Source organism: Paenirhodobacter ferrireducens (assembly GCF_004022265.1).
Classification (GTDB): domain Bacteria; phylum Pseudomonadota; class Alphaproteobacteria; order Rhodobacterales; family Rhodobacteraceae; genus Rhodobacter; species Rhodobacter ferrireducens.
This window is the reverse complement of record NZ_SAVB01000021.1, coordinates 48,348-68,582: the sequence shown is the minus strand read 5'-3', so window position 1 is coordinate 68,582 and position 20,235 is coordinate 48,348. Positions and strand designations below refer to the sequence as shown.

The 20,235-nt window shown below is 69.2% G+C and carries 19 protein-coding genes and 1 pseudogene; 12 read left to right on the top strand and 8 right to left on the bottom strand.

Going from position 1 to position 20,235, the window contains the following annotated elements:
- Positions 1-101: 101 nt before the first annotated feature.
- A complete protein-coding gene (locus tag EOW65_RS14910) occupies positions 102-794 on the top strand; it encodes a metal-dependent hydrolase (protein WP_128150746.1) in 693 nt (230 codons plus the stop codon).
- A gap of 176 nt (positions 795-970) precedes the next feature.
- On the opposite strand, the gene EOW65_RS14905 is transcribed toward EOW65_RS14910, so the two are convergent.
- Entirely contained in the window at positions 971-2,350 is a 1,380-nt protein-coding gene (locus EOW65_RS14905) for an L-serine ammonia-lyase (protein WP_128150744.1), read from the bottom strand.
- Between the two features lie 172 nt (positions 2,351-2,522).
- Here EOW65_RS14905 and rpiA point away from each other — a divergent pair, with 172 nt between their 5' ends.
- From rpiA to EOW65_RS14875, 6 genes and pseudogenes are all read left to right on the top strand, one after another.
- A complete protein-coding gene (rpiA, locus tag EOW65_RS14900; RefSeq protein WP_128150742.1) occupies positions 2,523-3,308 on the top strand; it encodes a ribose-5-phosphate isomerase RpiA in 786 nt (261 codons plus the stop codon).
- Between the two features lie 180 nt (positions 3,309-3,488).
- The gene (gene gorA / locus EOW65_RS14895) at positions 3,489-4,844 is read left to right on the top strand and encodes a glutathione-disulfide reductase (RefSeq protein ID WP_128150740.1); all 1,356 of its coding nucleotides are present in this window, start codon (positions 3,489-3,491) and stop codon (positions 4,842-4,844) included.
- Between the two features lie 54 nt (positions 4,845-4,898).
- On the top strand, positions 4,899-6,029 hold the full coding sequence (gene hflK / locus EOW65_RS14890; protein WP_128150738.1) for an FtsH protease activity modulator HflK: 1,131 nt from the start codon (positions 4,899-4,901) through the stop codon (positions 6,027-6,029).
- Positions 6,026-6,946, top strand: a pseudogene (gene hflC, locus EOW65_RS14885) (protease modulator HflC); the annotation flags it as partial. The gene hflK and the pseudogene hflC, both read left to right, overlap by 4 nt.
- Before the next feature lie 349 nt (positions 6,947-7,295).
- Positions 7,296-8,798 carry a DegQ family serine endoprotease gene (locus tag EOW65_RS14880; RefSeq protein ID WP_128150734.1) on the top strand — a complete coding sequence of 501 codons (1,503 nt, stop codon included), beginning with the start codon at positions 7,296-7,298 and terminating at the stop codon, positions 8,796-8,798.
- 134 nt (positions 8,799-8,932) lie between these two features.
- Positions 8,933-9,475 (top strand): isochorismatase family protein, encoded by a 543-nt coding sequence (locus EOW65_RS14875; protein WP_240664712.1) that lies wholly within the window; start codon positions 8,933-8,935, stop codon positions 9,473-9,475.
- 21 nt (positions 9,476-9,496) lie between these two features.
- Here EOW65_RS14875 and EOW65_RS14870 read toward each other — a convergent pair whose 3' ends face one another.
- Positions 9,497-10,039 (bottom strand): peptidoglycan-binding domain-containing protein, encoded by a 543-nt coding sequence (locus EOW65_RS14870; RefSeq protein ID WP_128150732.1) that lies wholly within the window; start codon positions 10,037-10,039, stop codon positions 9,497-9,499.
- Positions 10,040-10,191: 152 nt separating this feature from the next.
- Between EOW65_RS14870 and EOW65_RS14865 the strand changes: the two genes are divergently transcribed.
- Complete coding sequence (locus EOW65_RS14865) at positions 10,192-10,515, top strand: 2Fe-2S iron-sulfur cluster-binding protein (RefSeq protein WP_128150730.1); 324 nt, start codon at positions 10,192-10,194, stop codon at positions 10,513-10,515.
- A gap of 52 nt (positions 10,516-10,567) precedes the next feature.
- Here the strand turns inward: EOW65_RS14865 and EOW65_RS14860 are convergent, their stop codons facing one another.
- On the bottom strand, positions 10,568-11,065 hold the full coding sequence (locus EOW65_RS14860; protein ID WP_128150728.1) for a GNAT family N-acetyltransferase: 498 nt from the start codon (positions 11,063-11,065) through the stop codon (positions 10,568-10,570).
- Positions 11,066-11,073: 8 nt separating this feature from the next.
- Entirely contained in the window at positions 11,074-11,331 is a 258-nt protein-coding gene (locus tag EOW65_RS14855; RefSeq protein WP_121534380.1) for a YjhX family toxin, read from the bottom strand.
- Positions 11,332-11,676: 345 nt separating this feature from the next.
- On the opposite strand from EOW65_RS14855, the gene purU reads away from it, so the two are divergent.
- Positions 11,677-12,561 carry a formyltetrahydrofolate deformylase gene (purU, locus tag EOW65_RS14850; RefSeq protein WP_128150726.1) on the top strand — a complete coding sequence of 295 codons (885 nt, stop codon included), beginning with the start codon at positions 11,677-11,679 and terminating at the stop codon, positions 12,559-12,561.
- 254 nt (positions 12,562-12,815) lie between these two features.
- Here the strand turns inward: purU and EOW65_RS14845 are convergent, their stop codons facing one another.
- Complete coding sequence (locus EOW65_RS14845; RefSeq protein ID WP_164880113.1) at positions 12,816-13,628, bottom strand: AraC family transcriptional regulator; 813 nt, start codon at positions 13,626-13,628, stop codon at positions 12,816-12,818.
- Positions 13,629-13,740: 112 nt separating this feature from the next.
- Between EOW65_RS14845 and EOW65_RS14840 the strand changes: the two genes are divergently transcribed.
- Entirely contained in the window at positions 13,741-14,301 is a 561-nt protein-coding gene (locus EOW65_RS14840; protein WP_128150722.1) for an NADPH-dependent FMN reductase, read from the top strand.
- Between the two features lie 66 nt (positions 14,302-14,367).
- The gene (locus tag EOW65_RS14835; RefSeq protein WP_128150720.1) at positions 14,368-15,345 is read left to right on the top strand and encodes a DMT family transporter; all 978 of its coding nucleotides are present in this window, start codon (positions 14,368-14,370) and stop codon (positions 15,343-15,345) included.
- Here the strand turns inward: EOW65_RS14835 and EOW65_RS14830 are convergent.
- The gene (locus tag EOW65_RS14830; RefSeq protein ID WP_128150718.1) at positions 15,248-15,907 is read right to left on the bottom strand and encodes a thiamine diphosphokinase; all 660 of its coding nucleotides are present in this window, start codon (positions 15,905-15,907) and stop codon (positions 15,248-15,250) included. The two genes, EOW65_RS14835 and EOW65_RS14830, sit on opposite strands and share 98 nt — an antisense overlap.
- 141 nt (positions 15,908-16,048) lie before the next feature.
- Here EOW65_RS14830 and EOW65_RS14825 point away from each other — a divergent pair, with 141 nt between their 5' ends.
- Positions 16,049-18,445, top strand: a complete 2,397-nt coding sequence (locus EOW65_RS14825) for a hypothetical protein (RefSeq protein ID WP_128150716.1) — start codon at positions 16,049-16,051, stop codon at positions 18,443-18,445.
- Positions 18,446-18,503: 58 nt separating this feature from the next.
- Here EOW65_RS14825 and EOW65_RS14820 read toward each other — a convergent pair whose 3' ends face one another.
- Both EOW65_RS14820 and EOW65_RS14815 read right to left on the bottom strand, forming a co-directional pair.
- The gene (locus EOW65_RS14820) at positions 18,504-18,740 is read right to left on the bottom strand and encodes a DUF2842 domain-containing protein (RefSeq protein ID WP_113900767.1); all 237 of its coding nucleotides are present in this window, start codon (positions 18,738-18,740) and stop codon (positions 18,504-18,506) included.
- Between the two features lies 1 nt (position 18,741).
- Positions 18,742-20,040, bottom strand: coding sequence for an adenylosuccinate synthase (locus EOW65_RS14815; protein ID WP_128150714.1), 1,299 nt, complete (start codon positions 20,038-20,040; stop codon positions 18,742-18,744).
- Positions 20,041-20,235: the final 195 nt, after the last annotated feature.

Genomic DNA, 20,235 nt, shown 5'->3' with positions numbered 1-20,235 from the left:
GTCTTGGCCCGGGTTTAGCGCCCATGCGCCCGGGCTGCAAGCATGCCTTCCCTTCGCGGCGGGGCGCGCTAGACTCGGACGAAACCGATGGAGGTATCGCGATGAAACTGACCTGGCTTGGCCATTCCGGCTTCCGCATGGAGATCGAGAAGGCGGTGATCCTGATCGACCCCTGGATCACCGGCAACCCGATGTTCCCCGCCGCACGCCGCGCCGAGGCGCTGGCCGGGGCGACGCATATCCTGCTCACCCATGGCCACGGCGATCATTCGGCCGACACGCTGGCGATCGCGAAGGAGCTGAACATCCCCGTCGTCGGCATCTACGACACTGTCGCCTGGTGGCAGGAGACCGAGGGGGTCGAGGGGATCGGCTTCAACAAGGGCGGCACGGTCGACCTCGGCGGCGCCCATGTGACGATGGTGCCCGCCTCGCATTCCTCGTCGCTCTCCGGGCCGCAGGGGCCGGTCTATGCCGGCACCGAGTCGGGCTACATGATCGCGGGCGAGGGCCATGTCGTCTATGTCTCGGGCGACACCACGATCATGGCCGACATGGAATGGATGGCGGAATACCACCGCCCCGACATCGGCATCCTCTGCGCCGGCGGCCATTTCACCATGGACATGAAGGCCGCCGCCTGGGCCGCGCGGAAATACTTCAACTTCCGCACCGTGATCCCCTGCCACTACCGCACCTTCCCGCTGCTCGAGCAAAACGCCGCGGCGCTGAAGGCGGGGTTGCCGAAGGCCGAGGTGATCGAGCTCGAGGTGATGGAGCCGATCCTTCTGTGAGAAAGGAAGGGGGCGCCGCCCCCTCTTGGCTGCGCCAATTCACCCCCGAGGTATTTCGGGCAAGGAGAAAGCGCGCAGGGGCGTTCTCTTCCAATTGCCTCCAGGATCCCAGAGGTGAAGGCGACGCCCGAAGCGGCAGCGCCCCCCCCCTGCCCCGGCCGCCGCCCGTGCCCCGCTCAGCAGTTCGGCACGTTCACCGCGAGGCCGCCGAGGCTCGTCTCCTTGTAATGCTCGTGCATGTCGCGGCCGGTCTGGCGCATCGTCTCGATCGCGGCATCGAGCGGCACCAGATGCGTGCCGTCGCCGCGCAGCGCCAGGCTTGCTGCCGAGATCGCCTTGATCGCGCCGAGACCGTTGCGCTCGATGCAGGGCACCTGCACCAGCCCCTTCACCGGATCGCAGGTCATGCCGAGGTGATGTTCAAGAGCGATCTCGGCGGCATTCTCGATCTGCTCAGGGGATCCGCCCAGAACCGCGGCCAGCCCCGCTGCAGCCATCGCGGCAGCCGAGCCGACCTCGGCCTGACAGCCGCATTCGGCGCCCGAGATCGAGGCATTGGTCTTGATCAGCCCGCCCACGGCCGCGGCGGTGAGGAGAAACTCCCCCACCCGTGCTGCGGTGGCGCCCGGCACATGGTCGAGCCAGTAGCGGATCACCGCAGGCACCACGCCCGCCGCGCCATTCGTCGGCGCCGTCACCACCTGACCGCCCGCCGCGTTCTCCTCGTTCACCGCCATCGCATAGCACGAGATCCAGTCGTTCACCGTATGCGGCGGGGCAAGGTTCAGGCCGCGCTCGGCCAGCAGCGCCTCGTGGATCGCCTTCGCGCGGCGCTTCACCTTCAGCCCGCCGGGCAGGATGCCCTCGGTCGCCAGCCCGCGCGCGAGGCACTCGGCCATCACCGACCAGATCCGCCCGAGCCCCGCGTCGATCGCCGCCTCGTCGCGGAAGCGCCGCTCGTTGCGTCGCTTCATCTGCGCGATCGTCAGCCCGGAGGCCTGGGCCATTGTCAGCATCTCCTCGGCGGTGCGGAAGGGGAAGGGCACGGGAGAGGGTTCGGCGAGGGTCTTCGCGTCGACCGCGGCAAGTTCGGCCGCGGTGCGCACGAAACCGCCACCGATCGAATAATAGGTCTCCTGCAACAGCACGTCACCCTCGGCGTCGAGCGCCTCGATCACCATGCCGTTCGCGTGACCGGCCAGCGCCGGACCGAAGTCGAAGACCAGATCGCGCTCGGGATCGAAGACCAGCGGCGCAAGGCCCGGCGGGGTCAGCAGATGCGTCGCGCGGTTCGCGGCCAGGGCCGTCTCGGCGGCGGCCGCCTTATAGCTTTCGGGCTCAAAGCCCGCGAGACCGAGGATCGTGGCCCGGTCGGTCGCGTGCCCCTTGCCGGTGAAGGCGAGCGAGCCGTAGAGCCGCGCGCGCAGCCCCCGCGCCTCGAAGGGCGAGCTGCGCAGCGCGGCCAGAAAGCGCGCGCCCGCCACCATCGGCCCCATCGTGTGGGACGACGATGGCCCGACCCCCACCTTGAAGATGTCAAAAACGCTCAGAAACATCGCCCGGTCTCCCTGTTCGGCGCATCCTGCCACGGGCGGGCGCGACGGACAGCGGGAAAGCGACACTTTGCGTCGCAAAGGCGCTGTGCCCGCGCCGACGGGACGATTCGCCCTCGCGCAGGCGGGGGCGCTTGTCTATAAGCGGGCCGAGACGCTTTCAGGAGACCCGCCCATGCCCGCCGAACTCTCCCCGATCGACAAGGCCAAATTCGCCGCTGCCCGCCGTGCCGTCGACTATGTCGAGGACGGGATGAAGGTCGGCCTCGGCACCGGCTCGACTGCGGCCTGGATGGTGCGCTGTCTGGGCGAGATGGTGCGCGAGGACGGGCTGCGGATCACCGGCGTGCCGACGTCCTCACGCACCGCCGATCTGGCCCGGCAGGTCGGGATCGAGGTGATCGGCCTCGACGAGGCGAAATGGCTTGATCTGACGATCGACGGCGCGGACGAATTCGATGGTCAGCTCAACCTGATCAAGGGCGGCGGCGGGGCGCTGCTGCAGGAAAAGATCGTCGCCACCGCCTCGGACCAGATGATCGTCATCGCCGATGCGGCGAAGGAAGTGGCGGCCCTTGGCGCCTTCCCGCTGCCGGTCGAGGTGGTGCCCTTCGGCTGGCAGACCACCCGCGCGCTGATCGAGGAGATGCTGATCTCGATGGAGGTGCTGGGCCGGCAGACCACGCTGCGGCTGAACGGCACGCAGCCCTTCGTCACCGACGAGGGCAATTACATCGTCGACCTGCACCTGAACCGCATCGCCAATCCGCGCCAGCTGAGCCTCGTGCTGAACCAGATCCCGGGCGTGGTCGAGAACGGCCTGTTCATCGACATCTGCGATCGGGTCATCATCGGCGGCGCCGATGGCAAGGTCGAGATCCGCGACATCAACGAGGGCACGGTGGCGCATGAGCGCATCGACTTCGCCGACGAGGCCAACATCTTCTCCGACCTCGACTGAGGCACCCCGCCTGAGAGGCCCCGAAGAGCCATCCCGGCCCGGCGCAAGACGCCGGGCCGTTTTCGTTCCGGCAGACAGCTCCCAACGCCAATCCGCACCCCGCGGCTTGCCCCGCGGGGCCCGCGCCGCTAAGTCCTGTGCAACGGTGCCGCGATGCGGCAGGAAACGGAAGGGCGACAGATGAGCTTCGACTACGACCTCTTCGTGATCGGCGGCGGTTCGGGCGGGGTGCGCGCGGCGCGCATCGCGGCGGCCGAGCATGGCGCGAAGGTGGCGCTTGCCGAGGAATACCGGATGGGCGGCACCTGCGTGATCCGCGGTTGCGTGCCGAAGAAGCTGATGGTCTTCGCCTCGTCGATGCCGAAGGCGGTGGAAGAGGCGCGCGCCTATGGCTGGCAGGCCGAGCTCGGCGCCTTCGACTGGACCGGCTTCCGCACCAAGCTCGATGCCGAGCTCGACCGGCTCGAGGCGATCTATCGCCGCGGTCAGTCGGGCGCCGGCGTCACCGTCTTCGATCAGCGCGCCACCGTCGCCTCGCCCCACGAGGTACGCCTTGCCGATGGCCAGGTGGTGAGCGCCAAGCACATCCTGATCGCCACCGGCGGCACCCCCTTCGTGCCCGACTTCGACGGCCGCGAACACGTGATGACCTCGAACGAGATCTTCAAGATGGAGGCGCTGCCGAAGCGCATCCTGATCGTCGGCGGCGGCTATATCGCCTGCGAATTCGCCTGCATCCTCGAGGGGCTGGGCACCGGGGTGACGCTGTGGAACCGCTCGCCGCTGCTGCGCGGCTTCGACGCCGAATGCCGCGACCTGATCGTCGAGAAGATGGCGGCGCGCGGCATCGCAATCCACACCGGCCTTGTGGTGCAGCACATCCGGAAGAGCGAGGCGGGGCTTGTCGTCACCGCCGGCGACGGCCGCAGCGAGACCTTCGACGCCGTGCTTTACGCCACCGGCCGGGTGCCGAACACCGCGGGGCTGGGCCTTGCCGAGGCGGGCGTGACGCTCGCCCCGAACGGCGCCGTGACGGTCGACGACTGGTCGCAGACCAACGTGCCTTCGATCTATGCCGTGGGCGATGTCACCGACCGCATCGCCCTGACCCCGGTCGCGATCCGCGAGGGCCATGCCTTTGCCGACACCGTCTTCGGCGCCACGCCGCGCCAGGCCGATCACGAGCTGGTCGCCTCGGCCGTCTTCACCCGGCCCGAGTTCGGCACCTGCGGCCTGAGCGAGGAAGCGGCGCGCGAGATCGAGCCGGTCGAGATCTATGTCTCGGCCTTCCGCCCGATGCGCTCGGCCTTTGCAGGCGGCGACGAGAAGGTGCTGATGAAGCTCGTCGTGTCGAAGGCGACGCGGCGGGTTCTGGGCTGTCATATCGTCGCACCGGAGGCGGGCGAGATGATCCAGCTGGCGGCGATCGCGATGAAGATGGGCGCCACCAAGGAGCAGTTCGACGCGACCTGCGCGGTGCACCCGACGATGGCGGAAGAGCTGGTGACGATGCGCAAGCCCGTCCGGCACGCTTGACATCGACCAATCAGTCCCCACCTCGGACGGGACAACAATGAAAGGCGAGGGAAAATGAGCAACGGAGGTCCCTGGGGGACGGGCGGCGGCAACGGTGACGACCGCGACGACAACCGACGGCCCGGACAGCGGCGGCCGGGCGAGCCGCCCGCAATCCCCGAGATCGAAGATCTCATGAAGAAAGGCTCCGAGCAGCTGAAGGTGCTGATGGGCGGGCGTGGCGGCTCGGGCGGCGGACGTCCGGGCGGCGGGCTGCCGAAGGGGCCGGCGATGACCGGCGGCACGATCGGCCTCGTGGCGCTGGCCGCGGTTGCGCTCTGGGCCTGGGGGTCGTTCTACACGGTGCAGCAGAACGAGCGCTCGATCGAGCTGATGTTCGGCAAGTATTACGCGACCGGCAACCCGGGGCTCAATTTCGCGCCCTGGCCAGTGGTGACGGCCGAGGTGATCCCGGTCACCGACGAACGCACCACAGAGCTTGGCACCGGGCGCGGCGGTTCGATGGATTCGGGGCTGATGCTGACCCGCGACCAGAACATCGTCGACATCGAGTTCCAGGTGGTCTGGAACATCTCGGACCCGACGAAATACCTGTTCAACCTCGCCGATCCGGAAGACACGATCCGCGCCGTCTCGGAATCCGCGATGCGTGATATCATCGCGCGTTCGGAACTCGCGCCGATCCTGAACCGCGACCGCGGCGCGATCGGCGCCGATCTGCGCACGGCGGTGCAGGCGACGCTCGACAGCTATGACGTGGGCATCAACATCGTGCGGGTGAACTTCAACCGCGCCGACCCGCCGAAGGAGGTGATCGACAGCTTCCGCGACGTGCAGGCCGCGCAACAGGAGCGCGACAAGCTCGAGAAGGAAGCCGACGCCTATTCGAACAAGGCGACAGCCGGTGCCCGCGGCCAGGCCGCACAGCTGCAGGAACAGGCCGAGGCCTATCGCGCTCAGGTGGTGAACGACGCCCAGGGCGAGGCCGCGCGCTTCACATCGGTCTACGAGGAATATCGCAAGGCGCCCGAGGTGACGAAGCGGCGGATGTTCTACGAAACCATGGGCCGCATCCTGGGCGACGTCGACAAGGTGGTGGTCGACGGGCAATCGGGCGTGCAGCCCTATCTGCCGCTCGACCAGCTTCGCAAGACCACGCCTGCGACGAACGGGGGGGCCAACTGATGCGCGCGCAATTCCTGATCCCGGTGGGGGTGATCGCCCTCGCCGTCGGCCTGTCCTCGGTCTACACGGTGGACGAGCGCGAAAAGGCGCTGGTGCTGCAGTTCGGCGAGGTCAAGCAGGTCCGTACCGAGCCCGGTCTCGGCTTCAAGATCCCGCTGATCCAGCAGGTGGTGAAGTATGACGACCGCATCCTCAGCCTGATGACGCAGCCGCTCGAGGTGACGCCGCTCGACGACCGTCGTCTGGTGGTCGATGCCTTCGCGCGCTGGCGCATCACCAGCCCGGTGAAGTTCCGCGAGGCGGTGTCGACCGGTGGCGAGACCTTCGCGAAAAGCCGGCTTGACGGCATCCTGAACAACGCCATCCGCGAGGTCATGGGTTCGGTGCCCTCGACCGCCGTGCTGTCGGACGACCGCACCCCGCTGATGAACCAGATCCGCGACATCGCCCGGCGCGAGGCAGCGGCGCTTGGCGTCGACGTCATCGACGTGCGGCTGACCCGCACCGACCTGCCCGACCAGAACCTCGCCGCGACCTATGCCCGGATGCGGGCCGAGCGCGAGCGCGAGGCGGCGGACGAGCGGGCGCGTGGCGGCGAGGCGGCACAGCGGGTGCGCGCGGCGGCCGACCGGACCGTGATCGAGCTGACCTCGGAGGCGCGCAAGCAGTCCGAGATCATCCGCGGCGAGGCCGATGCCGAGCGCAACGCGATCTATGCCGAGGCCTATGGCAAGGACCCGTCGTTCTTCGCCTTCACCCGCTCGCTGCAGTTCTATGCCGAAAGCCTGAAACCGGGCTCGTCCTCGCTGGTGACCGAGCCCTCGAGCCTCTACTTCGACTATGACCGCTTCGTCAAAAGCCTCGGTCCGGTCGAGGCGGTGCCGACGGGCGAGACCCCTGCCCCGGCCACGGGTCAGTGAACGCACTGCGGCTGGCGGGCCTTGCGCTCGTCCTGTGGTGATCGGGGGGCTGGCGCTGGCGCTGGCCCCTTCGCGCATCAAGGAGGGGCCGGGGCGGCTTGCCGCGAGAAGGCCCGGGCGGCAGCACCTCTTCGGCCCGGCGGCGGTGGCTTACCAGCGTGGCGCTTTTCTGGCTTTTGCGGCATTTCGGGCATTGACCCCGGCACCGCAACGGGGCGAGATCCTCTCGCCCCTCTCACACCGAATTGAGACGGCGCGACGGTCTTTCATTTGAACGTCCCGCCCCCTAGGGTTTTAACAAGGGAGACGCCGGCGAGGCCCGGCTCGAGATTTTCGGGAGCGACGCATGACAAAACACGACCTAACTCCGTTCACCCCCAAAGCGCTGATCCGCACGCCCCGGCTTGTGAAGGGCATTCTGGGGGCCGCGATGATCTCGACAGCGCTGGCCTTCGCGCCGATCGCGCCGGCCTATGCCCGCGCCGCGCCGGACAGCTTTGCCGATCTCGCCGAGAAGGTCAGCCCCGCGGTGGTGATGATTACCACCACGACCACCGTCGCCGTGCCGAACGATCAGGGCCCGGTCTTCCCCGACGGCTCGCCGTTCTCGGACCTGTTCAAGGATTTCCCGTTCCAGCAGATGCCGAACGGCCCGAACGGGCCGACCCACCCGCAGCGCTCGAACGCGCTCGGCTCGGGCTTCGTGATCTCGGAAGACGGTTATATCGTCACCAACAACCATGTCATCGAGGGCGCCGACGAGATCCAGATCGAGTTCTACGGCGGCAAGACGATGGACGCGAAGCTGATCGGCACCGACCCGAAGACCGACATCGCGCTGCTCAAGGTCGAAAGCGACAAGCCGCTGCCCTTCGTCACCTTCGCCGACAGCGACCAGACCCGGGTGGGCGATTGGGTGATGGCCATGGGCAACCCGCTCGGCCAGGGCTTCTCGGTCTCGGCGGGCATCGTCTCGGCGCGCAACCGCGAGCTTTCGGGCACCTATGACGACTACCTGCAGACCGACGCGGCGATCAACCGCGGCAACTCGGGCGGGCCGCTGTTCAACATGGACGGCCAGGTCGTCGGCGTGAACACCGCGATCCTGTCGCCGAACGGCGGCTCGATCGGCATCGGCTTCTCGATGGCCTCGAACGTGGTGAAGAAGGTCGTCGACCAGCTCAAGCAGTTTGGCGAGACCCGCCGCGGCTGGCTTGGCGTGAAGATCCAGGAGATCACCCCCGACATGGCCGACGCCATGGGCCTGGCGAAACCCGAGGGCGCGCTTGTCTCCGAGGTGCCCGAGGGTCCGGCGAAGGCCGCGGGCATGCAGGCGGGCGACGTCATCGTCAACTTCGACGGCGGCGAGGTGAAGAACAGCCGTGACCTCGTGCGCCGCGTCGCCGATGCGCCGGTGGGCCAGGCGGTGCGGGTCACCGTGGTGCGCGGCGGCAAGGAGCAGACGCTGCTCGTCACGCTCGGCCGGCGCGAGACCGCCGAGGGCGATGCGGTGCCCGCCGCGGCCCAGGACCAGACCGGCTCCGCGAGCGAGGCGCAGGTGCTTGGCATGACGGTGATGCCGCTCACCGACGCGCTGATCCAGGAGATGGGCCTGCAGCCCGGCACCCAGGGCCTTGTCATCAAGTCGATCGACGAGAACTCTGACGCCTATGGCAAGGGCCTGCGCGAGGGCGACCTGATCACCGAGGCCGGCCAGCAGCCGGTGGCGCAGCTGAGCGACCTCGAGGACCGGGTGAAGGAAGCCAAGGACGCCGGGCGCAAGTCGGTGCTGCTGCTGATCCGCCGCGGCGGCGAGCCGCGCTTCGTGGCGCTGCCGGTGAACGGCTGAGCTGCACCCCGCTGCCGCGCGAGCGGCGCGGACAGAAACGACGAGGGGCCCGGAGCGCAATCACCGCTCCGGGCCCTTTGCGCAGGCATGGCATCCGGGCTATTCCGGCGTCACAGGTTCCGGGAGTGCCGCGCGTGAAAGCCCTCGTCATCATCGACATGCAAATGGAAATGCAGCATCGCATCGCGGCTGGCCGCGACTGCGTGAATGCCGGGGCGCCCGAGCGGATCGCCGCGCTCGCAGGGGCCTTCCGCCGAAACGGGTGGCCGGTGGTGCATGTCCGCCATCGTGACGAGGCCGCGCGCTCGCCCCTGCATCCGGAGGCCGCGGGCTATCCGCCGATGGCTTGCGCCGAAGCGCTGGAGGGCGAGGCGATTTTCGTGAAACGGACCTCATCGGCCTTCGCCTCGACCGATCTGGCGGCGCATCTGCAGGCGCGCGGCATCACCGAACTGGTGGTGACGGGTGCCGTGGCCGGGTTCTGTGTCAACAGCACGGTCCGCCACGGCGCGGATCTGGGCTTTGACATGACCGTCGTCCGCGATGCGGTGATCGGCTTCGACCTGCCGGCGGCAGGCCTCTCCGCACAGGTGATCTTCGACGTCACCCTCGCCCATCTCGAGGCCGATTTCGCCCGGGTCGTCGACAGCACGTCGGTGCTGGCCGCCGCGGGCTGACCGGCGGCCCGTGTGGCCTCGTCACTTCACGTCTTCAAGCCAGGGCAAAAGCCCCATCTCCTGCGCCGCCCGGACCGAAAGCGTGGCCGAGGCGAGCCCGCGCGGCGCCTGATAGGCGCGGATCGCGACATGGGTCGGGATGTCGAGCACGCCGTTGACCGGCCCGGCATAAAGCCCGCGCACCTGGAGCGCACGTTGCAGCGAGGCGACGAACTCGGCGGTCATCGCATCGGGACAGGGGGCGGGAAACCACATCTCGGCCCGGCCCTCGACGATGCGTTGATGCGAGGCGCTGCGATAGGCCGCGGGCCGCGTCACCTCTCCGGTGGCGGGGTCGCGCAGCTCGGGCGAGACCAGCTCCTGCTCGGTCACCGTCTCGATCACCGCGGGCCGGGTCTGATGCGCGAAGCAGCCCGCCTCGCCCGGTTGCGGCGGGGTCGCACGCCACTCGCCGGCAAGGCTCTGCTCGACCGCCTCGGACCCGGCCGGGTCCGAGGCGAACGCCCCCCCCGCCCCAAGGCCGAGGGCGCAGCACAGCAGGATCAGTCGCACAGAAATGGTCATCGCCGGGGCTCTTTGCCGAATTCCTGCGCGACCCTAGCCGATTGCGGCAGGCGCGGAAAGGGATGCGGCACCGCCACTCTGGTCAAGCCGGGCGGCATGTCCTACATCGGTTCGGACGGCCGCGCGGGCGGCCAGCGGATGGGATACAGACGATGGCGAAGATCACCTATATCGAATTCAACGGCACCGAGCATGTGGTGGACGTGAAGCCGGGCATGACGGTCATGGAAGGCGCGCGCGACAACGGCATCCCGGGCATCGACGCCGATTGCGGCGGCGCCTGCGCCTGCTCGACCTGCCATGTCTATGTCGACGAGGCCTGGGTCGATCGGCTGCCGGCGAAGGAATCGATGGAAGAGGACATGCTCGATTTCGCCTGGCATCCCGATCCGCAGAAATCGCGCCTGACCTGCCAGATCAAGGTGACGCCCGAGCTCGACGGGCTCGTCGTGCACCTTCCCGAGAAGCAGATCTGAACACGCTCCGAATGATGCGAAGGGCCGCCCGTCGGGGCGGCCCTTCGGCGTTTCAGGGCATCAGCGCCGGTGCACAGACCAGCGCCCCGGCGGGGGTGGGGCCGGCGAGCGGCCTCACCAGAACATAGCGCGCCGGCACCCCCGCCAGAACCACCGCCGGGTCGGCGACAAAGCCGAAGCGGCCGTAATAGGCGGGCTCGCCCACCAGCACCGCGCCCGCGGCACCGCGCGCCGCAAGCTGCGCAAGCGCCGCGCGCATCAGGGCGCTGCCGATGCCCCGCCCCTGTGCCTCCGGCACGACAGAAAGCGGACCGAGACAGGCCCAGCCCTCCGCCCCGCCGATCGTCGCGGGCGAGGCGGCGATCTGACCGACGAGCTGTCCTGCCTCCTCGGCCACGAGCGACAGGCTCAGCGCGCCGCTTTCGCGCAGCCGCGCCAGCACCTCGGCCTCGGTCCCCGAGGCGACCTGCGCCGTGGCGAAGGCCCGGGTGACGAGCGCGGCAAGGGCCGCCTGCTCGGGGGCGGTTTCGGTTTCGGCTCGGATGATCATGGCAGACCTCACTGGTTGTCGAGTTGGCCGCGCACGGCGGCAAGGCCGCGGCGCGAGATCCGGTAGGGCGCACCGCCGCCCGAGGCGATCAGCCGCCGCGCCCGGAGGCGACGGAACAGCGTCAGATCGCAATCGGACAGCACCAGCCCGTCGCGGGTGTAGCAGGTGACGGCGGAAATCTTGCGGCCCTCGCCGCGTTCATGGCGGATCAGCCCGCCCTGAGCCAGCACGTGCAGCACGCGCTGTTCGAGTTTCGAGATATTCATGGGAATCCTGAGACTGGATGTGAGACTTCAGGGCCGTGCCTTCAGGCCGCCCCGCTTCGTGTCACGGCTCCCCGACAGGGAGCCTCTCACACAATCTCCGACATCCACACTCCATCGCGGTCCATGCACCGCGCCTCCCCGAAGATAGGCAGCACAGCCCCCGGGCGCAAGGGGGCGCCCCCGCGACAGGCCGCCGCGCTCCACTATCGGAAACCCGCGTCTCGTTTGCGACACCGCCCGCGCCGCTTTTCGCGCCCTTCGCGTCGTATCCCGGCTGGCCCTCGGTCGCGCGGCAGGAGAGATTGCCCCCAACACGCCCGCAAGGGCCCAGCGAAGGACCCGAGAATGACTTCCTACGTGCTTACGGTGACCTGCAAGACGACCCGCGGCATCGTCGCCGCGATCGCGACTTTCCTGGCCGAGCAGGGATGCAACATCACCGACTCGCACCAGTACGACGACGTGCAGAGCGGCACTTTCTTCATGCGCGTCAGCATCGAATCGCAGACCGGCGCCAGCCGCGAGTCGCTCGTGGCGGGCTTCACCCCGGTCGCCGAAGCCTTCGGCATGGACTGGGCGCTGCACGATCAGGCGCGCAAGATGAAGGTGCTGCTGATGGTGTCGAACTTCGGCCATTGCCTGAACGACCTGCTGTACCGGACGCGTATCGGCGCGCTGCCGATCGAGATCGTCGGCGTGATCTCGAACCATCTGACCTATCAGAAGGTGGTAGTGAACCACGACATCCCCTTCTACCACATCCGCGTCACGAAGGAGAACAAGCCCCAGGCCGAGGCCGAGCTGCTCGCCGTGGTCGACGAGACCGGCGCCGAACTCGTGGTGCTGGCGCGCTACATGCAGATCCTGTCGGATGCGCTGTGCGCCAAGATGTCGGGGCGGATCATCAACATCCACCACTCCTTCCTGCCGTCGTTCAAGGGCGCCAACCCCTACAAGCAGGCCTATGAGCGCGGGGTGAAGCTGATCGGCGCGACGGCGCATTACGTCACCGCCGACCTCGACGAGGGGCCTATCATCGAGCAGGACACGGTGCGCGTGACGCATGCGCAATCGCCCGAGGATTACGTCTCGCTCGGCCGCGACGTCGAGGCGCAGGTGCTCGCCCGCGCGATCCACGCCCATATCCACCACCGCGCCTTCATCAACGGCGGCAAGACGGTGGTGTTCCCGGCCAGCCCCGGCTCCTACGCCTCCGAACGGATGGGGTGAGCCGCGGTCCCGGCGCATCGCGCCGGGATTGAACGCTCCTGTGGAGCGTTCAAAGCGGCGAACGCCCGAAGCGCAAGCGAGGGCCGGGTGCTTTTGGCGAACGCCCGGCAAGCAACCAGCCTTCCCCGCTTCCAGTTGCCTCAGATATCCCGGGGGTGAATGGCCGCAGGCCAGAGGGGGCAGTGCCCCTGCCCCGGCCGGGCCCGATCCCTTGGGCAAAACAGGGGGCGCTGCCCCCTCGGCCCTGACGGGCCTCACCCCCGAGGTATTTCAGGCAAGGAGAAAGACGGGCTGCCGTCTTCGGCACCGGGCAGCGTGGCGCGGCTCAGATGCGGCGGCTGCCCGGTCTCGCGGGTGAACATCGCGGTGAAGGCCGAGGGGCTGGCATAACCGAGGTCATAGGCGATCTGCGTCACCGGCCGGCCGGCGGCGAGGGATTCGCGCGCGCGGGCGATCTGCAGCCGGGTGCGCCAGCGCGCGAAGGAGAGCCCCGTCTCGCGCAGGAACAGCCGCGCCAGCGTGCGCTCCGCCACCGCCGCGGTGGCGGCCCAGTCCGGCAGGCTGCGCCGGTCGGCGGGATCGGCGACGAGCGCCTCGGTCACCCGCCGCAACCGCGGGTCGCGGCCAAGCGCGAGCCCCGGCGCCAGATCGCGCGCCCGGCAGATCTCGTCGGCCAGCACCTGCATCGCGCGCGCATCTGCCGCGTTCCAGGGCGCCACCGGGTCGAGCGCGATCGCGCGCAGCACCAGCTCGCGCAACAGCCCGCCAAGCGGCAGCACGGCGGTCTCGCGCGGCAGGTCGGGAAAGGCCGCGGGGTCGAGATAGGCGACGCGCACCGCGCTGCGCTCGGTGTAGTCGGCGGCATGCGGCACACCGCCCGGCAGGAAGGCCGCCTGCCCCGGCGGCACCGAGAACACCCGGTCATCGAGCCCGATCCGCATCGCCCCGGTCAGCAGGAAGATCAGTTGCGCACGGCTATGCACATGGCGCCCGACACGGGCGCCCCGGGCATGGTCGCGCGACAGTGCAAGGATCGGGTTCGTCGTGGGCCCGTCTTCGGGCAGCATGGCCATTCCTCCGCAGAACTTGGCTGCTTCACGAAAGCATATATCACATCTTTCGATATATAGCCATCCGCGGGGCCGCTTCGGGCGGCCGAAGACAAGGACCGGACCGACCATGACCTCCCCCTACCGCCTGCTGGGCATCCCCGGAAGCCTGCGCAAGGCCTCCTATTGCGCCGCCGTGCTCGAGGCGATCGCCGCCGAGATCGCGCCGCGCGCCGAGACCGCCATCGCGCCCATCGGCGCGCTGCCGCTCTACAATCAGGATCTCGACATCGAGCCCCGCCCCGCCCCCGTCGCCGCCCTGCGCGGCGCGATCGAGGCGGCCGAGGGGCTGATTGTGGTCTCGACCGAATACAACCATGGCATGCCCGGGGTGCTGAAGAACGCCATCGACTGGGCCTCGCGCCCGGCCTTCGCCTCGCCGCTGAGGGACAAGCCGGTGCTGATCGTCACCTGCTCGATGGCCTCGACCGGCGGCGTGCGGGCACAATACCAGCTGCGCGAGGCCTTCGCCTCGACCCTCTCGCGCCCGGTCGCGACGCCCGAAGTGGTGATCGGCGGCGTGCATCAGCGGATGACCGAGGGCCGCTTCACCGACCGCGCCGTCCTTGATTTCGCCGCCGCCGCCTGCGAGCGGCTCTTCGCCGAGATCGCGCGCGACCGCCGCGGCTGAGCCCACCGGCCGGGCGTCGTCACTTTCAGGATGGACGGCGCCCGCGCGGAGCGATAGCGATTCCGGATGACACGCCCGGACCGCATCTTTCCCGGCATCGCCCTGATGCTCACCTTCTGCGCGCTGGCGCCGCTGATCGACGTGGCCTCGAAACTGGCCTCGCAGGCGGTGCCGGTGGGCACGGTCACGCTTGGCCGCTATGTCGTGCAGGGGCTGCTGATGGCGCCGCTGGTTGTCGCGCTGCGGCTGCCGCTGCGGATCGGCGGGCGGGTGCTCGCGCTGAGCGTGGCGCGTGCCTTCGTCTCGATGACGGCGACCTATTGCTTCGTCGCCGCGGTGCAGGTGATGCCGATCGCCGATGCGCTGGCCATCGCCTTCGTCGAGCCCTTCGTGATCCTGTTCATCGGCCGCTTCGTGCTGCATGAGGAGGTCGGGCCGCGGCGCCTTGCGGCCTCGGTCGTGGGCTTCATCGGCGCGCTCTTCGTGATCCAGCCGTCCTTCAGCCATTTCGGCGCGGTGGCCTTCTTCCCGCTCGGCACCGCGGTCAGCTTCGCGCTCTACATCCTGCTGACGCGGGCGCTCTCGCGCACTGTCGACCCGGTGGCGATGCAGTTCCACACCGCGGTCTTCGCCACGCTGCTGTGCCTGCCGCTGCTGGCGCTTGGCACCAGCGCGGGGCTGAGCGAGGTGAGCTTCGGCCGGCCCGAGGGGATCTTCTGGCTGTGGTGCGCCTGTGTCGGCCTCGCCTCGACGGTCAGCCACATGGCGATGAGCTATGCGCTGTCCTTCGCGCCCTCCTCGACGCTCGCGCCGTTGCATTACTTCGAGATGCTGACCGCCACGCTGTGCGGCTATGTCTTCTTTGGCGATTTCCCGAACCTGCTGACCTGGGTCGGCATCGCGATCATCACCGGCTCGGGGCTCTACATCATCCACCGCGAGCGCATCACCGCAACCCGAGCGCGGCGAGCACCGCGGCCAGATGCCGTTTCGGCAGCAGCACCAGCATCTCTCCCGCCAGGCAAAGCCGCACCGGGCCGCTGACCTCGTTCGAGGTGCCGACGCGGCCGGCTGGGGTAAAATTCAGCCCCTCGATCGGCCAGCGCAGCCCCTCGGCCGTGCCCGAGGCCGGGCCGAAGGGGAAAAGCGAGAGCCGCTCGCCCAGCGGCAGGTCGAGCGCGATCTCGGGCGGGGCACGGAAGATCAGCTCGTCCTCGGCGATCAGCACCACGGCACGGTCGGGGCGCTGCGCCAGATCGCTGAGCGCGGCAAGGGTGTGGTCGAGCCGGAGCCCGGTGAAGCCGAGCCCGATGTAGAAACGGGCCCCGACATGGGTCAGGCATTTGCCAAAATCGGTGCTGTCCTGCTCGGCGATGCGGTGCAGGCGTTCGGGGCCGATGGCGGCGGCGCCGGCCGGGCTCAGACTGTCCATGTCGCCGATCACCGCCTCGGGCATCAACCCGAGGGCAAGCGCCCGGTCGCCGCCGCCATCGGCCGCAACCAGCGCCGGCGCCAGCGCCAGCGCCGCATGCAGATCCGCCGCCTCGACCGCGCCGCCGCCAAGCAGGGTCACCCCGCCATGATACTGGACAATGTGTCTTTCCATGCCATGATTGATGGCGATTAAGGCAGAAAAGCACAACCGCGACCGGAAAAATTCCCTGCATTTGCCTTTTTCCGTTCACGGGAAAGCACCAGTTCGACAGGATCATGGTCGGAACCGGATCTAGTAGAAAGTGAGCGTTCCATGGTTGGTGCAAGCAAGATTCTCACCGTCTCCTACGGCACCTTCTCCTGCACGCTGGAGGGGTTCGACGAGCCGTTCAACACGATGAAGGCGATCGCGGAATACTTTCGGGATCTGGCCGCCGACGACCGCTATTTCGGCGCAGAGCCACCGCAACCCGATGCCGAGATGCTGCACCGCATCGCCGAACGCGAGATTCAGCGCCGTGTCGAGGCGAAGATCCAGCGCAACGGCGTGATCCTGCGCCAGGCCGAAGCGGACCCCCTGCCGGCCGAGATCACCGCCGCGGCGCCGGCGCCCGAGCCTGCGGCGACGGCGCCTGCGGGGACGGCGCCCACCATGGCCGCAGCGCCCGCGGCGGCGCCCGCGGTAACGGAAACCGCCGTGCCGGAGGCCCCCGCGCCGGCGCCGCCCCCCCCGGTCGCGCCCTTCATGGTGCCGCAAAGTGCCGATCCGGTGAGCGAATCGGTCGCGGCCAAGCTGCAGCGCATCCGCGCGGCAGTGGCCTCGGCCAAGGCGGCGGCGGCCCCCGTTGCCGCGCCGGTCGACGCGGCGATCACGGCGGAACCCGCCGCAGACGCATCACCCGCCGCCATGTCCGAGCCCATGGCTGAACCCGTGTCCGAGCCGGAGGCGGAGATCGCCGAAGAGCCGGCCATCGAGGCCTCGATCCTCCTCGAGGAGGTCGCCGCCGTCGCGGAACAGGCCCCGGCAGCCTCTGCCGGAGGGACCGAAGCGCCAGAAGCGGCGACTGACGCAGCTGGCACCGAAATTGAGACCGAGACTGCCGGGGAAACCACCGCTGCGGCCTCGGAAACGGCGGCAGATCAGCCCGACGCCGAAGAGGAGGCCCCTGCCGAATCGATCGGGACGCCCGAAGAGCCACCGCATCTGAGCTGGGCCGAGCGCCGTGCCGCCCGTCGCGCCGCGCAGCTTTCTGCACAGGAGGCCTCGGCCCCTGAACTGCCCCCGGCCGAAGCGCCTGCCGCCGCGGGGGCCGAGGCCCCGCGCCCGCCGCTGCGGGCCCGCGTCATCAAGGTGCGCCGAATCGAGCCCACCCCGCCGGCCGAGGCGCCCGCCGCCCCCGTTGCCGCCGAGGCCCAGGCCGAGACCGGCAGCGAGGATATCGCGGCGCTGGTCGCCGCGCGCCTGGTCGCGGAAACCGTGCCGGCAGAGTCCGACGGCCCGGCGCTGTCGGCCGAGCAGGAAGCCGAACTGATGGCCGAGCTTGCCGCGCTCGAGCAGGATTTCGATGCTACCGACGGCGACGAACTGCCCGGCGCCGACACCGAAGCCGCGCTGGCCGCCGCGGCGGAGGATTGGGATTTCCCCGAGGAGTTCGACGAGGGGATCGCGGCGACGTCAGCCGCCCCCGAGGAGATCGACGCGGACACGATCGCCGCCGCGCTTGCCGCGCATCTGGCCGAGCCCGCACCGGCCGCCGGAGAGGCGATGACGCCGGACACCGCCGCCGACGCAATCGAGCCCGAGGAGATGGCGGCGCAGATCGCCGCGATGTTGCCGACCGAGGCTGCCGCCGCCGCGACGCCGGACCTTGCGGCAGCGGAAAGCCCGGAGCCGGAAGCCCCCCCGCTCGCGCCGGCCGCCGAAGCGGCTGCGCCCAGCCCCGTCGCCCCCGTCACCCCGCGCCGTGTCACGCAAAAGCCCGCCGGAGCCTCGCGCGACGCCGATGTGACGCGGCTGATGGAAGAGGCCGACGCCCAGCTTTCGGGCCACGAGAACCGCCGCCGGCTGTCGGCAATCGCGCATCTGAAGGCCGCGGTGGCGGCGACGGTGGCCGAGCGGCTGGCCCGCGGCGGCCGCAAGGAAGAGACCCCCGATGACACCCGGCCCTATCGCGACGACCTCACCCATGCAGTGCAACCGCGCCGTCCGGTGCTGCACGGCACCACGAGCGGGCGTCCGGCGCCGGTCGAGCCGCGCCAGGCGCCGCTGGTCCTCGTCTCCGAGCAGCGCATCGACCGGATACCGGCGATGCCAGTGGCGCAGCCGGCGGCGGTGACGCCGGTGCGGCCGCGCCGGGTCAGCACCGCGCAGCTGCTGGCCGAGGACGTACTGGCCGAAGACGACGGCCCCGCGCCGCTGAACGCGGGCGCGGCCGAGAGCTTTGCCGACTTCGCGCAGGCGCATGGCACCCAGGGCCTGTCGGATCTGCTCGAGGCGGCCGCGGCCTATACCGCTCAGATCGAGGGCCGGCCGCATTTCTCGCCGCCGCAGATCATGAGTAAGATCACTGCGATCGGCGCGGGCAGCTTCAGCCGCGAGGAGCGGCTGCGCAGCTTCGGCCAGTTGCTGCGTCAGGGCAAGATCGCCAAGGTGAAGCGCGGCCAGTACGCGATCACCGAACAGTCGCAGTATTTCGAAAAGCGGGCCTGAACACCGGCCCGGGCGCAAAGGAAAACGGAGGGGCAAGCCCCTCCGTTTTGCATTTGTCTCAGTCGCGTTTCGCGTCCGGATCGGGCTGGCCGACGCCGGTGAACACCGGCTTCAGCGGCAGCGCCCAGAGGATGCCGAGCCCGACATAGACGGCGAGCGATCCCCACCAGGGCATCATCCCCCACCGCGCCTCGGCCAGGTTCACCACGCTCACCGCGACGATGATATAGGCCGGCAGCCCGACCAGAAGCGCAAGCAGCGCCAGCCGCTTGCGGGTCTTGTAGCCGAGCGCCATCTCAGTCCGCGAAGGGGTCGGTGACGAGGATAGTGTCGTCGCGCTCGGGGCTCGTCGAGAGCATGGCGACCGGGCACTGGATCAGCTCCTCAATGCGGCGCACGTATTTCACCGCGGCCCCGGGCAGATCGTTCCACGACCGCGCCCCCTCGGTCGATTCCTTCCAGCCCTCGACCTCTTCATAGATCGGCGTGCAGCGCGCCTGCGCCTCGGCCGCGGTCGGAAGATAGTCGAGCACCTCGCCGTCGAGCGAATAGCCGGTGCAGATCTTGATCGTGTCGAAGCCGTCGAGCACGTCGAGCTTGGTCAGCGCGATGCCGTTGATGCCCGAGATCGCGCAGGTCTGGCGCACCAGAGCAGCGTCGAACCAGCCGCAGCGACGCTTGCGCCCGGTGACCGTGCCGAACTCGCGGCCACGTTCGCCCAGACGGTCGCCGTCGGCGTCGAGCAGCTCGGTCGGGAACGGGCCGGCGCCGACGCGGGTGGTATAGGCCTTGACGATGCCGAGCACGAAGTCGATCGCGTTCGGCCCGAGACCGACACCCGTCGCCGCCTGCCCCGCGATCACGTTCGAGGAGGTCACATAGGGATAGGTGCCGAAGTCGATGTCGAGAAGCGAGCCCTGCGCGCCCTCGAAGAGGATGCGTTTGCCGGCGCGGCGCATCTCGTTCATCACCTTCCAGACGGGCTTGGCGTATTGCAGCACCGCGGCCGAGATCGCGTTCAGCTCCTTCAGCAGCGCGGCACGGTCGATCGGCTCGAGGCCGAGACCGGCGCGCAGCGCGTTGTGGTGGACAAGCGCGCGGTCGACACGCTGCTCGAGCGTCGCCGGATCGGCGAGGTCGGCGACGCGGATCACGCGACGGCCCACCTTGTCTTCATAGCACGGGCCGATGCCGCGGCCGGTGGTGCCGATGCGCGCATTCGAGCCCGCCGCCTGCGCCTCGCGGGCGCGGTCGAGCTCGCCGTGGAACGGCATGATGAGCGGGGTGTTCTCGGCCACCATCAGGTTGTCGGGGGTGATCTCGACCCCCTGCTCGCCGATCTTCTTGATCTCGTTCAGCAGGTGCCACGGATCGAGCACGACACCGTTGCCGATCACGCTGAGCTTGCCGCCGCGCACCACGCCCGACGGCAGCGCGTTCAGCTTGTAGATGACACCGTTCACGACCAGCGTGTGGCCCGCGTTGTGACCGCCCTGGAACCGCGCGATGACGTCGGCGCGCTCGCTCAGCCAGTCGACGATCTTGCCCTTGCCCTCGTCGCCCCATTGGGCTCCGACAACCACGACGTTGGCCATATCCCACTCCTGCAGGGTTGTGAAAAACCGTGCGACATATAGCGGGCGCGGTCCCGGGGGGAAACCGTTTTTCGGGCTGTCCGGTCAAGTTTGCGGCACGGGACCGACAAGCCGGTGCGGTTTCGCCGGGAAACGGCTTGCGCGGCGGCCCTCATCCGCCTAGATAGGCGCGTCGGTTGAAAGAAGGCCCCGCAC

Bases quoted from the DNA above. Each gene is read 5' to 3' on its own strand.
- EOW65_RS14865 (WP_128150730.1), top strand. From the start codon at position 10,192: ATGGCGAAGATCACCTATATCGAATTCAACGGCACCGAGCATGTGGTG.
- EOW65_RS14845 (WP_164880113.1), bottom strand. From the start codon at position 13,628: ATGCTGCCCGAAGACGGGCCCACGACGAACCCGATCCTTGCACTGTCG.
- EOW65_RS14860 (WP_128150728.1), bottom strand. From the start codon at position 11,065: ATGATCATCCGAGCCGAAACCGAAACCGCCCCCGAGCAGGCGGCCCTT.
- EOW65_RS14835 (WP_128150720.1), top strand. From the start codon at position 14,368: ATGACACGCCCGGACCGCATCTTTCCCGGCATCGCCCTGATGCTCACC.
- EOW65_RS14910 (WP_128150746.1), top strand. From the start codon at position 102: ATGAAACTGACCTGGCTTGGCCATTCCGGCTTCCGCATGGAGATCGAG.
- EOW65_RS14840 (WP_128150722.1), top strand. From the start codon at position 13,741: ATGACCTCCCCCTACCGCCTGCTGGGCATCCCCGGAAGCCTGCGCAAG.
- EOW65_RS14830 (WP_128150718.1), bottom strand. From the start codon at position 15,907: ATGGAAAGACACATTGTCCAGTATCATGGCGGGGTGACCCTGCTTGGC.
- EOW65_RS14820 (WP_113900767.1), bottom strand. From the start codon at position 18,740: ATGGCGCTCGGCTACAAGACCCGCAAGCGGCTGGCGCTGCTTGCGCTT.
- rpiA (WP_128150742.1), top strand. From the start codon at position 2,523: ATGCCCGCCGAACTCTCCCCGATCGACAAGGCCAAATTCGCCGCTGCC.
- EOW65_RS14905 (WP_128150744.1), bottom strand. From the start codon at position 2,350: ATGTTTCTGAGCGTTTTTGACATCTTCAAGGTGGGGGTCGGGCCATCG.
- hflK (WP_128150738.1), top strand. From the start codon at position 4,899: ATGAGCAACGGAGGTCCCTGGGGGACGGGCGGCGGCAACGGTGACGAC.
- EOW65_RS14825 (WP_128150716.1), top strand. From the start codon at position 16,049: ATGGTTGGTGCAAGCAAGATTCTCACCGTCTCCTACGGCACCTTCTCC.
- purU (WP_128150726.1), top strand. From the start codon at position 11,677: ATGACTTCCTACGTGCTTACGGTGACCTGCAAGACGACCCGCGGCATC.
- EOW65_RS14870 (WP_128150732.1), bottom strand. From the start codon at position 10,039: ATGACCATTTCTGTGCGACTGATCCTGCTGTGCTGCGCCCTCGGCCTT.
- EOW65_RS14855 (WP_121534380.1), bottom strand. From the start codon at position 11,331: ATGAATATCTCGAAACTCGAACAGCGCGTGCTGCACGTGCTGGCTCAG.
- EOW65_RS14880 (WP_128150734.1), top strand. From the start codon at position 7,296: ATGACAAAACACGACCTAACTCCGTTCACCCCCAAAGCGCTGATCCGC.
- gorA (WP_128150740.1), top strand. From the start codon at position 3,489: ATGAGCTTCGACTACGACCTCTTCGTGATCGGCGGCGGTTCGGGCGGG.
- EOW65_RS14815 (WP_128150714.1), bottom strand. From the start codon at position 20,040: ATGGCCAACGTCGTGGTTGTCGGAGCCCAATGGGGCGACGAGGGCAAG.